Origin of the sequence: Aeromonas sp. R7-4 (genome assembly GCF_040908055.1) — a bacterium.
Lineage (GTDB): Bacteria > Pseudomonadota > Gammaproteobacteria > Enterobacterales > Aeromonadaceae > Aeromonas > Aeromonas sanarellii.
Genome location: NZ_JBFODA010000039.1, coordinates 14,400 through 26,783, shown reverse-complemented (window position 1 = coordinate 26,783; position 12,384 = coordinate 14,400). Strand labels below are relative to the sequence as shown.

The 12,384-nt window shown below is 63.7% G+C and carries 13 protein-coding genes; 8 read left to right on the top strand and 5 right to left on the bottom strand.

Annotated features, from left to right (window positions below; all coding sequences use genetic code 11):
• Positions 1 to 260 precede the first annotated feature (260 nt).
• Genes AB5Y72_RS10565 through gpsA form a run of 3 tightly spaced genes read left to right on the top strand, consistent with a single transcriptional unit; the run spans position 261 to position 2,217 of the window.
• A complete protein-coding gene (locus tag AB5Y72_RS10565; RefSeq protein WP_010672546.1) occupies positions 261 to 692 on the top strand; it encodes a rhodanese-like domain-containing protein in 432 nt (143 codons plus the stop codon).
• 47 nt (positions 693 to 739) lie between these two features.
• Positions 740 to 1,210 carry a protein-export chaperone SecB gene (gene secB / locus AB5Y72_RS10560; protein WP_010672547.1) on the top strand — a complete coding sequence of 157 codons (471 nt, stop codon included), beginning with the start codon at positions 740 to 742 and terminating at the stop codon, positions 1,208 to 1,210.
• A gap of 2 nt (positions 1,211 to 1,212) precedes the next feature.
• Positions 1,213 to 2,217, top strand: coding sequence for an NAD(P)H-dependent glycerol-3-phosphate dehydrogenase (gene gpsA, locus AB5Y72_RS10555; protein WP_219143329.1), 1,005 nt, complete (start codon positions 1,213 to 1,215; stop codon positions 2,215 to 2,217).
• A gap of 150 nt (positions 2,218 to 2,367) precedes the next feature.
• Here gpsA and nfuA read toward each other — a convergent pair whose 3' ends face one another.
• Together nfuA and AB5Y72_RS10545 are read right to left on the bottom strand one after the other, a co-directional pair.
• Positions 2,368 to 2,946 (bottom strand): Fe-S biogenesis protein NfuA, encoded by a 579-nt coding sequence (nfuA, locus tag AB5Y72_RS10550; RefSeq protein WP_010672549.1) that lies wholly within the window; start codon positions 2,944 to 2,946, stop codon positions 2,368 to 2,370.
• A 148-nt stretch (positions 2,947 to 3,094) separates the two neighbouring features.
• Positions 3,095 to 3,823, bottom strand: coding sequence for a ComF family protein (locus tag AB5Y72_RS10545; protein ID WP_219143330.1), 729 nt, complete (start codon positions 3,821 to 3,823; stop codon positions 3,095 to 3,097).
• 38 nt (positions 3,824 to 3,861) lie between these two features.
• Here AB5Y72_RS10545 and bioH point away from each other — a divergent pair, with 38 nt between their 5' ends.
• The 3 genes from bioH (at position 3,862) to AB5Y72_RS10530 (ending at position 5,788) form a co-directional block, all read left to right on the top strand.
• A complete protein-coding gene (gene bioH, locus AB5Y72_RS10540) occupies positions 3,862 to 4,626 on the top strand; it encodes a pimeloyl-ACP methyl ester esterase BioH (RefSeq protein ID WP_219143331.1) in 765 nt (254 codons plus the stop codon).
• Positions 4,627 to 4,697: 71 nt separating this feature from the next.
• A complete protein-coding gene (locus tag AB5Y72_RS10535) occupies positions 4,698 to 4,931 on the top strand; it encodes a flagellar basal body rod C-terminal domain-containing protein (protein WP_219143332.1) in 234 nt (77 codons plus the stop codon).
• A 95-nt stretch (positions 4,932 to 5,026) separates the two neighbouring features.
• Positions 5,027 to 5,788, top strand: a complete 762-nt coding sequence (locus tag AB5Y72_RS10530; RefSeq protein ID WP_325783363.1) for a putative metalloprotease CJM1_0395 family protein — start codon at positions 5,027 to 5,029, stop codon at positions 5,786 to 5,788.
• Positions 5,789 to 5,857: 69 nt separating this feature from the next.
• On the opposite strand, the gene AB5Y72_RS10525 is transcribed toward AB5Y72_RS10530, so the two are convergent.
• Both AB5Y72_RS10525 and greB read right to left on the bottom strand, forming a co-directional pair.
• A complete protein-coding gene (locus AB5Y72_RS10525) occupies positions 5,858 to 8,164 on the bottom strand; it encodes a Tex family protein (RefSeq protein WP_325783364.1) in 2,307 nt (768 codons plus the stop codon).
• Between the two features lie 277 nt (positions 8,165 to 8,441).
• On the bottom strand, positions 8,442 to 8,915 hold the full coding sequence (gene greB, locus AB5Y72_RS10520; protein WP_042078424.1) for a transcription elongation factor GreB: 474 nt from the start codon (positions 8,913 to 8,915) through the stop codon (positions 8,442 to 8,444).
• Between the two features lie 214 nt (positions 8,916 to 9,129).
• On the opposite strand from greB, the gene ompR reads away from it, so the two are divergent.
• A complete protein-coding gene (gene ompR / locus AB5Y72_RS10515; protein ID WP_216991237.1) occupies positions 9,130 to 9,849 on the top strand; it encodes a two-component system response regulator OmpR in 720 nt (239 codons plus the stop codon).
• Positions 9,846 to 11,156, top strand: coding sequence for a two-component system sensor histidine kinase EnvZ (envZ, locus tag AB5Y72_RS10510; protein WP_219143335.1), 1,311 nt, complete (start codon positions 9,846 to 9,848; stop codon positions 11,154 to 11,156). Before ompR ends, envZ begins: the two co-directional genes overlap by 4 nt.
• A 35-nt stretch (positions 11,157 to 11,191) precedes the next feature.
• On the opposite strand, the gene AB5Y72_RS10505 is transcribed toward envZ, so the two are convergent.
• Complete coding sequence (locus AB5Y72_RS10505) at positions 11,192 to 12,106, bottom strand: DMT family transporter (protein WP_325783366.1); 915 nt, start codon at positions 12,104 to 12,106, stop codon at positions 11,192 to 11,194.
• Positions 12,107 to 12,384: the final 278 nt, after the last annotated feature.

Here is a 12,384-nt window from a genome sequence, read left to right as displayed (position 1 = left end):
CAAGTCCCTCTCCAGCCTCGCTTTTTAACTGTTATCCCGCTGTTTTAGGCATGTTGCCGGCTTGTCTGCCGCGGCGGGTTTTCCTCTGTGGCCCTCCTCTTTTCGACATGGCTCAGCCTCTCGTACGGCCCGGTTGGAGGAGGAAGAATCGGGGGCAATCCCTGATGGGAGCTTGCTCTCGCTTTGCCGCCAAGATGGCTGATCTTATGCAGGGCCCCATGTATACTCGGGCCCTTGTCTTGGTCCCTGGATAGTAGAAGATGCAAGAGTATTTGGATTTCGCGGCCCGCAACCCGCTGCTGACCGCAGCCTGGCTGGGCCTGGCAGGCACCCTGGTGTATACCACTGTGCGTGCCCGTTTTTCTCCGGTGAAGGCGGTCAACAACCACGCCGCTACCCTGCTTATCAACCGTGAAAATGCCACCGTCGTGGACATTCGCAGTCAGGATGAATTTGCCAAGGGCCATCTGGCCGGGGCCCATCACCTGCCACTCGCCCAGATCCAGGCGAATAATCTGGGTCCGGTTGAAAAGCACAAGGATGCCCCCATCATAGTGGTGTGCGAGTCGGGGATGACCGCTGGTGGCGCGGGTCGCCAACTGAGCAAGGCCGGTTTCAAGCAGGTGTATGTGCTCAGCGGTGGCATGGCCCAATGGCGTGCAGACAATCTGCCGGTGACCAAAAAACGCTGATTTAAGGGCCTGCGCCCACTCATTATCTTAAAAAGGAATCAAACGAAATGGCTGACGAAATCAACAACCAGGAAGTGCAACCGGAATTCCACATCCAGCGTGTCTACACCAAGGATGTCTCCTTCGAAGCCCCGAATACCCCGCACATCTTCCAGAAAGAGTGGCAGCCTGACGTCAAGCTGGACATGGACACCAAGACCAATGTCCTGGCCGACAGCGTCTATGAAGTGGTGCTGACTCTGACCGTCACCTGCAAGCTGGAAACCGAGACCGCCTTCCTGTGCGAAGTGCAGCAGGCCGGCATCTTCACCATCGGCAACCTGCCTGAGCCGCAACTGGCCCACTGCCTGGCGGCCTTCTGCCCGAACATCCTGTTCCCCTATGCCCGCGAAGCGGTGTCCAACCTGGTGAGCAAGGGTTCCTTCCCGCAGCTGAACCTGGCACCGGTCAACTTCGACGCCCTGTTCGCCCAGCACATGGCGCAGGTACAGGCCCAGCAGGCGACTGCGGAAGCCTGATAATGGCCGACCAGATCGCAATCTCGGTTCTGGGGGCGGGGTCTTATGGCTCCGCCCTTGCCATTTCTCTGGCGCGCAACGGTCATCCGACCCTGCTGTGGGGTCATGACCCCGCCCATGTCGCCGAGCTGGAACAGGATCGCTGCAACAAGGCTTTCTTGCCGGATGTTCCCTTCCCGGCCGATCTGCAACTGACGGCGGATCTGCAGGCTGCGGTGCAAGCCGCTCCCGTGCTGCTGCTGGTGGTGCCGAGCCATGTGTTCGGCGAGGTGCTGGCCCGGGTCAAGCCCTTCCTGCGCCCGGATACCCGGATCGCCTGGGCGACCAAGGGGCTGGAGCCGGACAGCGGCCGTCTGCTGCAGGAGGTGGCGCGGGAGGTGCTGGGGGATGCCATTCCGCTGGCGGTCATCTCTGGCCCCACCTTCGCCCGCGAGCTGGCTGCCGGTCTGCCGACCGCCATCTCGGTGGCCTCCACCCACGACGACTTTGCCGACGATCTCTCCCTGCTGCTGCACTGCGGCCGCTCGTTCCGGGTCTATACCAATCCGGACTTCATCGGTCTGCAGCTGGGCGGGGCGGTCAAGAACGTCATCGCCATCGGTGCCGGTCTCTCCGACGGTCTGGGCTTCGGCGCCAACGCCAGGACCGCGCTCATCACCCGGGGGCTGGTTGAGATGCAGCGTCTGGGCGCCGCCCTCGGGGCCGACGCCAAGACCTTCATGGGGATGGCGGGGCTCGGGGATCTGGTGCTGACCTGCACCGACAACCAGTCGCGCAACCGCCGTTTCGGCCTGGCGCTGGGGGCGGGCAAGTCGGTTGACACCGCCATGGCCGAGATAGGCCAGGTGGTGGAAGGCTATCGCAACACCAAGGAGGTGCATCTGCTGGCGGCCCGCTGTGGCGTCGAGATGCCCATCTGCGAGCAGATCTTCAAGGTGCTCTACGAGGGCAAGAACCCGAAAGAGGCGGCCATCGCCCTGCTGTCGCGAGACAAGAAGGACGAGTGATCTGCCTGCCGCAGCATGCAAAAGGCCCCGCCAGTTTAAACTGACGGGGTCTTTTTCATGATGGGGTGGCGCATTCGTTGGATAGCAAAAGGCCCCGCCAGCTGGCGGGGCCTTTTCTTTGCCGCATGTCTTAACCAGAAGGGCAGCAAATCAGTAGTAGGAGTGGTCGCCGCGCTGGTGCTCGGTGGCATCTTTCACGCCGTTGAGCTCGCCCGGGAATTTCTCCAGCAGCTGCTTCTCGATCCCCTCTTTCAGGGTGTAGTCGACCATGGAGCAGCCGTTGCAACCGCCGCCGAACTGCAGGATGGCCAGCTTGTCGTCGGTCAGCTCGACCAGGGTGACCTTGCCGCCGTGACCGGCCAGCATGGGGTTCACCTCGGACATCAGCACGTATTCGATGCGATCGATCAGGGGGGCGTCATCGGCCACTTTGCGCATCTTGGCGTTGGGCGCCTTCAGGGTGAGCTGGGAACCCATCTGATCGGTGACGAAGTCGATGGTGGCATCCACCAGGAAGGGGGCGCTCAGGGGATCGACCAGGCAGTCGAAGCCGCTGAAGGGCAGGTGCTGATCTTCCGGATCGACCGCGTCGGGTGGGCAATAGGATACGCCGCACTCGGCATTCTGGGTTCCCGGATTGACCACAAACACCCGGATGTTGGTGCCATCAGGCTGCTTCTCCAGCAACTTGCGGAAGTGGGCCTGGGCGGTGTCGGAAATGCTGATCATCACTATCCTCATAAACCTGAGTGTACGACTAGGGTATTCATGATAACTCGCTTGGCGGGGCTTGGGTAGCGTGCCGATGGCGAGCTTGTGAGCTTGGGCGTATCGGAATCATGCCGCCTCCAGTCTCGTCGGCCGGTTCCGCGCCAGGCTATGGGGGGTGTCTGAGGGTACGGCAGATGGCCCACACCTCCACCCTGGTGACGCCGCTCTCATGGAGCAACCGGGTGAGCTGACCTGCGGTCGCTCCCGTGGTCACCACATCGTCGAGCAGTGCCACATGCCGGTAGTGGTGAGGCGCCATCTCAAAGGCGCCGCGCAGATTGCGCCGCCGCTGGCCGGCACTGAGCCGGGTCTGCTGCGGGGTTGCCCTGACCCGGCGCAACAAGCGGCTGTCACAGGGAATGCCGGTGAGCTCGCTCAGGGCCCGGCCTATCTCCTCTGCCTGGTTGAAGCCACGCCACCACTGGCGCCACCAGTGCAGGGGGACCGGAATGATGGCCTGTGGCGGGTCATCGAGATTAAGGTGGTCGGCCAGCACTCGGGCAAGCAGCGGCGCGAGCAGGATCTGACCGGAATATTTCAGCCGGGGGACGAGCAGGGAGTAGGGTGCCCGGTAGTCGCCAATCACCTGCAGCCGCTGCCAGGGGGGCGGACGGCGCTGGCAACGTCCGCACACCAGGTCGCTCTCTGCATATTGCTCCGGTAGCGGTGCCGCACACAGCCGGCACTGCCAGCCATCCTGGTGCAGGGCCTGCCGGCACCAGGAGCACAGCAGAGGCGCCTCGTCACAGGGTTGGCGGCAGAGCAGGCACAGACCCAGCCAGTCGGCCCGGGTGCCGAGGATCGGACTTGCTTTGGCGAGCAGCCGCTTTAACATGCAGGCTCCAAGCAGATAAACAGGGATCTTGAGTCTAGATGAGCGTATCGGTTGAGCGGTTTGGCCAGGGCCCGGACCTGGTGTTGTTGCATGGTTGGGGCATGAACGGGGCCGTCTGGCACGGTATCGCCCAAGAACTGGCTACCCACTACCGCCTGCATCTGGTGGACCTGCCCGGCTTTGGCAACAGCCCCCTGCAAGAAGGTGCAGACTACACCCTGCCCTGGCTGGCAGAGCAGGTGGCGGCCATATTGCCTGAAAAATGCCATCTGCTCGGCTGGTCCCTCGGTGGTCTGGTGGCGAGCCAGCTGGCCCTGACCATGCCTGAGCGCCTCCACTCCCTCATCACGGTAGCCAGCTCCCCCTGCTTCATGGCCCGGGATGAATGGCCGGGCATAGCTCCCAAGGTGCTGGCGGGGTTCAACCAGATGCTGGCGGGGGACTTCATGCAGACCATAGAACGCTTCCTCGCGATCCAGGCCATGGGCAGCGAACATGCCAGGAACGACATTCGCCAGCTGCGCCACTGGCTGGCGGAGCGGCCAGCCCCCCGGCTTGCCGCCCTGGAGGCGGGTCTCGGCCTGTTGGCCGAGGTCGATCTGCGGGATCAACTAGTCGGCCTGGATCTGCCCTGGCTGCGCCTCTATGGCAGGCTGGATACCCTGGTGCCCAAGGCGGCCATTCCGCTGCTGGACGAGCGCTATCCCGGAAGTCGGAGCCGGGTACTGGACAAGGCCTCCCATGCCCCCTTCATTTCTCACCCCGAGCATTTCATCACCCTGCTGCGACAGTTCATTGGCTGAGATTTGAGCGACTGGCTTCAATAATGCCCCGGGTTGGTGGATAATTGGCCAACCTACAGAGGAGTGTGCCAATGCGTATCGAATCAGCCATGACGGCGGGCGTGCAGGGATTCCAGCGGGCGGAGCAGTTGGCCGGCCAGGCTTCCAGCCAGATTGCCCGTCTCAATACGCCAGCGGGTGATCAGGTGCAGTTGCCGGATGAACTGGTCAACCTCAAGGTGGCCGAGCAGCAAGCCGGCGCCTCCGCCAAGGTGATCCAGACCGCCAGCGACATGCTGGGCACCCTGATCGATATCCGGGTGTGACATGAACATCAACGTCAGCCTGCCGCCCCTTATCCCCAACCAACTGCGCCCGCATGCGGTATGGACGGGCAGCATGATCGGTATCCGAGTGTGAGATGAATATCAACGTCAGCCTGCCGTCGCTCATTCCCAACCAGCTGCAGCCGCAGACGGAATCGGCACAGACTGACAACCGCCGCGCGGAGCTGGTGCCTCCCAGCCGCCAGAGCGAGGCCTTCGGTGCCGAGTCCGGCGTCGGCTCCCAGAAAGAGAGAACCCGGGCCGCTCAGGCCAATCCCGCTACCCCATCCCCGTCGACGAAAGAGAGTGGCCAGGCCGGTCCCGCGACGGTGGCGCACCGTTTTGTCGAGGCAACGGGGGAGGAGGGGGAGCGTCGACAACGCCAGGATGGCGAACAGCAGGAGCAGCAGAAGCAGCAGCGTCAGGTGGCTGCGCTGGTCGAGCGGGATCTCGAGGTGCGCAAGCACGAGCAGGCACACCAGGCGGTCGGCGGTGAGCATGCGGGCAGCCCCAGCTACCAGTTTTCCCGTGGGCCGGATGGCAAGCGCTATGCCACCGGGGGAGAGGTCGTCATCGACATCGGCACTATCCCCGGGGATCCGGCAGCGACCATCGCCAAGATGCAGCAGGTGCGTGCCGCCGCGCTGGCGCCGGATGAGCCGTCGTCACAAGACCTGAGCGTCGCCCGCGCCGCTTCCGCCAAGGAGGCCAGGGCCCGCCAGGAGCTGATGGTGCTCAGGCAGGAAACCATGGGGCCGCTCGGTGCCTACATGGACAATCGCAACCAGGTGATTGCCAGGCACTACCAGCAAGCGGTGAGGCCGGCGCCTCCCCACAGACTGAGTCAGGACGTCTGAACAGGTCGTCGCTGAGGATGGTGCAGAGATGAAAAAGCCCCTTTCGGGGCTTTTTGCATTTTCAGGGGCTTATTTCTTCAGCCTGGAGAGGGCGGCGGCGAAGGCATTGCCCATGGCACCCTCGGTCGGGGGGCTCTGGCGTGGTGCCGGTTTCGGTCTGGGGTTGCCGGTGTGACGCGGCTCGGCCGGTTTGCGCGCCGGCTGGCCGGCCTTCTCGTCCAGACGCATGGTCAGGCTGATGCGCTTGCGCGGGGCATCCACCTCCAGCACCTTCACCCGGACGATGTCGCCCGCCTTGACCACCTCGCGGGGATCCTTGACGAAGCGGTCGGTCAGGGAGGAGATGTGCACCAGGCCATCCTGATGAACGCCGATGTCGATGAAGGCGCCGAAGTTGGTGACGTTGGTAACTACCCCCTCCAGCACCATCTCGGGCACCAGGTCGCTGATTTTCTCCACCCCTTCCTTGAAGGTGGCGGTCTTGAACTCGGGGCGTGGGTCGCGGCCTGGCTTGTCCAGCTCGCCGATGATGTCGGTGACGGTGGGCACGCCGAACTGCTCATCGGTGTAGTCGGAAGGCTTGAGGGTGCGCAGCAGGCTGCTGTTGCCGAGCAGGCTGTCGACGGTCTGCTCCAGTTTGGCCAGGATCCGCTCCACCACGGGGTAGGACTCCGGGTGCACCGCCGAGCTGTCCAGCGGGTTGCTGCCGCCGCGAATGCGCAGGAAGCCGGCACACTGCTCGAACGCCTTGGGTCCGAGCCGGCTCACTTTCAGCAACTGCTGGCGGCTCTTGAAGGCGCCGTTCTCGTCCCGGTAGGCGACGATGTTCTGGGCCAGGGTCTGGGAGAGGCCTGACACCCGGTTCAGCAGGGCGACCGAGGCGGTGTTCACATCCACACCCACCGCGTTCACGCAATCCTCGACCACCGCATCGAGCCGTCGGGCCAGCTGGCTCTGGCCGACGTCGTGCTGGTACTGGCCGACACCTATGCTCCTGGGGTCTATCTTGACCAGCTCGGCCAGGGGATCCTGCAGGCGACGGGCGATGGAGACGGCGCCGCGCAGGGAAACGTCGAGATCCGGGAACTCCTGGGAGGCGAGCTCGGAGGCGGAGTAGACCGAGGCCCCCGCTTCGCTCACCACGATTTTCTGGGCCTTGGCGGCCGGGTAGCGCTCGAACAGATCGCTCACCAGGCGGTCGGTCTCCCGCGAGGCGGTGCCGTTGCCGATGCTGATGAGTTCGACCCTGTGCTTCTGGCACAGCTCGCTCAGGGTCTTGAGGCTCTGATCCACCTGGCGCTTGGGTTCGAACGGATAGATGGTCGCGGTATCGACCAGCTTGCCGGTGGCATCCACCACCGCCACCTTGATCCCGGTGCGGATGCCGGGATCCAGCCCCATGGTGCAGCGCATGCCGGCCGGCGCCGCCATCAGCAGATCCTTGAGGTTCATGGCGAATACCTTGATCGCCTCCTCTTCTGCCGACTCGCGGATGCGACCGATGAGCTCGGTCTCCATCTGGAGCGACAGCTTGATCTTCCAGGTCCAGCTCACCACCCCCTGCAGCCACTTGTCGGCCGGGCGGTGTTGCAGGTTGAGCCTGAGGTGATGGGCGATGATCCCTTCGCAGGGGCTGGCACCCTCATCGTCGCCGGCAACCAGCGCCAGGTTGAGGATCCCCTCGTTGCGGCCGCGCAGCATGGCCAGCACCCGGTGGGAGGGGGCCTTGTGCAGGGGTTCGTCGTGTTCGAAGTAATCCTTGAACTTGGCCCCTTCCTGCTCCTTGCCGGCCACCACGCGGGCACGCAGGGTGGCGTTCTGCCACAGGTAGTCTCGCAGCTTCTCCAGCAGATCCGCCTGCTCGGCGAAGCGCTCCATCAGGATGTAGCGGGCGCCGTCGAGGGCGGCCTTGCCGTCGGTGATCCCCTGCTCGGCATTGAGGAAGCGGGCCGCCTCCTGCTCGGGATCTTTCATGGGGTCCCCCAGCAGCAGGTCGGCCAGCGGTTCCAGCCCCGCCTCGATGGCCATCTGCCCCTTGGTACGGCGCTTGGGTTTGTAGGGGAGATAGAGATCTTCGAGCCGGGTCTTGCTGTCGGCCTCGTTCAGCTCGCGGGCCAGCTCGGGGGTGAGTTTGCCCTGCTCCTCAATGGAGCGCAGGATCACCTGACGGCGATCCGCCAGTTCGCGCAGGTAGCCGAGGCGGCTTTCCAGGGTGCGCAGCTGGCTGTCGTCCAGACCGCCGGTCACCTCTTTGCGGTAACGGGCGATGAAGGGAACGGTGGCGCCTTCGTCCAGCAGGCGAACGGCGGCCTGCACCTGTTCCGGGCGGGCATTCAGCTCACCGGCGATCTGATGTTCTATTACGTGGCTTTGCATCGAGGGTCTCTGGTGGTCGGGTCCTGTCTAACTGGCCAGCGCGGGGCAATGTTGCCGGGCATGGGGTCTGTCCTGGCGATACTCAAGGTACCAGCCAGGCCGCTGCCGCGCGGGCCGGTTGGCGCTGCAAGGCGCCGGGTGTGAGCACTATATGGGGTCGGGCAGCGGGATGCCACCCCGGCAGAGAGGGCAGTGAGCCCCCCGGATGACAGGCGCAGCCGGCCCATACCGACCTAAGGGAGCCCGTCAACGGCTCTGGTGGTGGCGTGAAGCCGGCTCATTTGGGATAGCTGATCTCATTGACGTACCAGCAGGCGTCACCGACTGGCGTACGCACCATGGCCTCGTCGCCCACCTCCTTCTTGAGCAGGGCGCGGGCCATGGGGGAGTCGATGGAGATGTAGTCCTTGCGACCGAAGATCTCGTCGTAGCCGACGATGCGAAAGCGCTTGGCCTCGCCTTCGTCGTTCTCGACCTCGACCCAGGCGCCGAAGAACACCCTGCCCTCCTGGGAGGGGGAGTAGTCGACTATGGTCAGCTCTTCCAGGCACTTGCGCAGGTAGCGAACCCGGCGGTCGATCTCCCGCAGGCGCTTCTTGTTGTACTGGTAGTCGGCATTCTCGCTGCGATCGCCGAGGCTGGCCGCCCAGGCCACCTTCTTGGTGACGTCTGGCCTCTCCTCCCGCCAGAGCATGTCGTGCTCCTGCCTGAGCCGGTTGTAGCCTTCACGGGTAATGAGTTTGGTTTTCATGGGGTTATCACTCCCTGGCGCATTGCATCTGTTTGCACGGGATCTTAGCCATTGCCGCCGCCCTGTCGAGCAAAAAGCGTGGCCGGAGCAGGGCTGGCAGGAGCGTAGAGAGCCCGTCCAGCCCGGATACAGGGTAATAACCGGTAACATATTTATGCTTTGTGGTTGCAGGGACGCGCCCTAGTATGAGCGGAGACAGAGAGGAGAGGCGGCAATGAGTCAGCAATACAAGGTCCTGGTGGTCGACGACGACCTGAAATTACGTTCCCTGCTGGAGCGCTACCTGACCGAACAGGGGTTCGTGGTTCGGGGCGTCGCCAATGGCGAACAGGCCGACCGCCTGCTGACCCGTGAAAACTTCAGCCTGATGGTGCTGGACCTGATGCTGCCCGGGGAAGACGGCCTCTCCATCTGCCGCCGCCTGCGCGAGGCGGGCAACCAGATCCCTGTGCTCATGCTCACCGCCAAGGGGGATGAGGTGGATCGCATCGTCGGGCTGGAGATGGGGGCCGATGACTACCTGCCCAAGCCGTTCAACCCGCGGGAGCTGCTGGCCCGGATCCGTGCCGTCTTGCGCCGCCACACCGTCGAGCTGCCCGGTGCCCCCTCCGCCGCCGAGAAGATGGTGACCTTCGGTGCCTATCAGCTCAACCTGGCGACCCGGGAACTGAGCCGGGACGGCGAGCCGGTCTCGCTGACCAGCGGCGAATTTGCGGTGCTCAAGGTGCTGGTGAGCCATCCCCGCGAGCCGCTCTCCCGCGACAAGCTGATGAATCTGGCGAGGGGTCGCGAGTACACCGCCACCGAGCGCAGCATAGACGTGCAGGTTTCCCGCCTTCGCCGCCTGCTGGAGCAGGACCCGGCCCAGCCCCGTTACCTGCAGACCGTCTGGGGTCTGGGCTATGTCTTCGTGCCGGACGGTGAGAACGCATGAAGAAAGTGGGCAGCATGTTTTCCCGCATGCTCTGGTTTCTGGCCGCCGTGCTGGTGGTCTATCAGTTTGTCTCCTACGCCACCTTCTACAACTACCTGCTGGCCCCCACCGTCAAGCAGATCAGTCACCTGCTGGCCAACCAGGTCAAGCTCATCTTCCCGGTGGACAACAGTCAGCTGGCCCTGAGCGAAGATGCCGAGGCGCTGGTCTATGTGGCGACCGGCAGCGACATCTACACCCAGAGCGAGGCGGAGCAGCACGGGCTGAACGACTCCAAACCCTATCCCTATCTGGAGGAGAGCATCAGCCGCGAGCTGAAGGGGGAGACCCGGGTCAGGGTGGAGATCCAGGATCACTACATTATCTGGATCCAGCCGCCCCAGGCCAGCCAGATGTGGGTGCGCATTCCGCTCACCGAGATCGAGGATGACGACATAGAGCCGCTGATCCTCTACATGAGCGTGCTGCTGGTGGTGACCCTGTTCGCGGCCTGGCGCTTCGCCCGCCAGCTGGTGCGACCGCTGGAGGATCTCGAGGCGGGGGCCGTGGCGGTGGCCCGAGGCCACTTCCCCGATGCGCTGGACGAGCAGGGCTCCCGTGAGGTGCGCCGCCTGACCCGCACCTTCAATCACATGTCCAGCTCCATCAAGGGGCTGATCGAGGAGCGCAATCTGATGATGGCGGGGGTGTCCCACGATCTGCGTACGCCCCTGACCCGCATCCGCCTGGCCACCGAGATGATGTCTTCCGAGGATGAGTATCTCAAGGAGAGCATCAATGCGGACATCGACGAGTCGAACGGCATCATCGATCAGTTCATCGACTACATCCGGCCGAGCGAGGGACTGGATGCCCATCCCGTCGACCTGACCCGGCTGATCCATGATGCGCTCCTGATGCAGACCGATCAGGGGTTGGAGGTGGAGGTGCTGTTGCCTGAGGCGGCGGTGCGGGTCGTCTGTCACCCCATCAGCATGCGCCGCATCCTCAATAACCTGTCGGGTAATGCGCTGCGCTATGGTGCGACCCGGCTGCAGGCCGAGCTCAGGGATGACGGTCACTGGGTACGGCTGCGACTCTCTGACAACGGCCCGGGGATAGCAGAAGAGGACTATTCCCGGGTGCTCAAGCCCTTTACCCAGGGCAATGTGGCCCGCACCGGCGGCGGCAGTGGCCTGGGGCTGGCCATTGTCGCCAAGATAGTCTCCCAGCATCACGGCACCATCAGGCTGGGACGATCCGAGCTGGGGGGCCTGCTGGTGGAGATCCGGCTGCCCAAGAACCAGCCGCTGGAGTGGATGGACTGAGCGAGGGGCGTATCCATGGATACGCCCTTTGCATGTCAGGCTTGCGGCTCGCTTGTCTTGCGGTAGCGCCTGCCATATTTCAACTGCTGGATCAGCAGGGCTGCGACGATCAGCGCCAGCCCGATGGGGGTGGCCGGGTGGATGGTTTCGCCGATCAACAGGTTGAGCAGCACCAGGGAGGCAAACGGCGAGATGAAGATAAGGTTGCTGATGGGCGCCGTGTTGGTGGCATGGCGCAGCGCCATCAGCCAGAGCACGAAGCCGAAACCCATCTCGAACAGCCCCACATAGATGGCACCGGCCCAGCCCTGCCAGGCGGTCATGGCGAAGTCGGAGAGCAGCCAGGTCGCCGCGACGATGAACGGCAGGCTGATGAGGAAGCCGAGCAGCAGGCTGACGACGGGATCCCCCTGATTGCGGGTGTTGAGGATCCAGTAGCCGGCCCAGATAAGCGTCGAGACCAGGGCCAGCGTTACCCCGAGCGGGCTGTCGAACTGCAGGCCGAACACATCCCCCCTGGTGGCGATCACCAGGGCCCCGAAGTAACCGAGCACGATGGCGACACAGTCGCGGCGGCGCAGCGTCTGACCGAGGAAGGGGACGGCCAGCAGGCTGAGGGTGATGGCCCAGGTGTAGTTGAGGGTCTGGGCCTGCTGGGCCGGCAGCAGGTCATAGGCCTTGAACAGCAGCAGGTAATAGAGGAAGGGATTCAAGACCCCCAGCGCCAGATAGTAGAGGGGGCGGCCCTTGATGTAGCCGAGCATTAGCGGCAGTTTGCCCTGGTAGGCAACGATCACCCCCAGCGTCAGGGTGGAGGTACAGGCCGCGACCAGCAGCAGTTGAACCGGCTCGAAGTAGGCAAGGGAGATCTTGAAGGCGCTGGCGACCGTCGACCAGAGGGCGACGGCGCAGAGCCCGTACTGGTAGGCTTTTTTCTGATTCTTGAGCATAGGGATGATTCCGCAGACAGAGGCGAGGACGCAGTCTATCAGCCCGTTTGCAACATTGTCGTTACCGGTTTTCGAGGGGTGAGCGAGGATGCGCCACGAGATCCATCCGCCACACAAAATTGCGCACAATCTGTCCGCCTTCTCTTGCGTGAATTGAAAAAATCCGTATAATCCCCTCCGCTTGCCCATGAGGCAGCCAGACGATATGTCTGCTTGCTGAGCTTCCCGTTTACGTGTCGCCAGCCATACAGTCCTCCCGATATGGGAGGAAACGTGAA

What these genes read in the sequence shown, in the direction of transcription:
- AB5Y72_RS10565 (WP_010672546.1), top strand. Translation starts at nt 261, where the DNA reads ATGCAAGAGTATTTGGATTTCGCGGCCCGCAACCCGCTGCTGACCGCA.
- secB (WP_010672547.1), top strand. Translation starts at nt 740, where the DNA reads ATGGCTGACGAAATCAACAACCAGGAAGTGCAACCGGAATTCCACATC.
- gpsA (WP_219143329.1), top strand. Translation starts at nt 1,213, where the DNA reads ATGGCCGACCAGATCGCAATCTCGGTTCTGGGGGCGGGGTCTTATGGC.
- nfuA (WP_010672549.1), bottom strand. Translation starts at nt 2,946, where the DNA reads ATGATCAGCATTTCCGACACCGCCCAGGCCCACTTCCGCAAGTTGCTG.
- AB5Y72_RS10545 (WP_219143330.1), bottom strand. Translation starts at nt 3,823, where the DNA reads ATGTTAAAGCGGCTGCTCGCCAAAGCAAGTCCGATCCTCGGCACCCGG.
- bioH (WP_219143331.1), top strand. Translation starts at nt 3,862, where the DNA reads ATGAGCGTATCGGTTGAGCGGTTTGGCCAGGGCCCGGACCTGGTGTTG.
- AB5Y72_RS10535 (WP_219143332.1), top strand. Translation starts at nt 4,698, where the DNA reads ATGCGTATCGAATCAGCCATGACGGCGGGCGTGCAGGGATTCCAGCGG.
- AB5Y72_RS10530 (WP_325783363.1), top strand. Translation starts at nt 5,027, where the DNA reads ATGAATATCAACGTCAGCCTGCCGTCGCTCATTCCCAACCAGCTGCAG.
- AB5Y72_RS10525 (WP_325783364.1), bottom strand. Translation starts at nt 8,164, where the DNA reads ATGCAAAGCCACGTAATAGAACATCAGATCGCCGGTGAGCTGAATGCC.
- greB (WP_042078424.1), bottom strand. Translation starts at nt 8,915, where the DNA reads ATGAAAACCAAACTCATTACCCGTGAAGGCTACAACCGGCTCAGGCAG.
- ompR (WP_216991237.1), top strand. Translation starts at nt 9,130, where the DNA reads ATGAGTCAGCAATACAAGGTCCTGGTGGTCGACGACGACCTGAAATTA.
- envZ (WP_219143335.1), top strand. Translation starts at nt 9,846, where the DNA reads ATGAAGAAAGTGGGCAGCATGTTTTCCCGCATGCTCTGGTTTCTGGCC.
- AB5Y72_RS10505 (WP_325783366.1), bottom strand. Translation starts at nt 12,106, where the DNA reads ATGCTCAAGAATCAGAAAAAAGCCTACCAGTACGGGCTCTGCGCCGTC.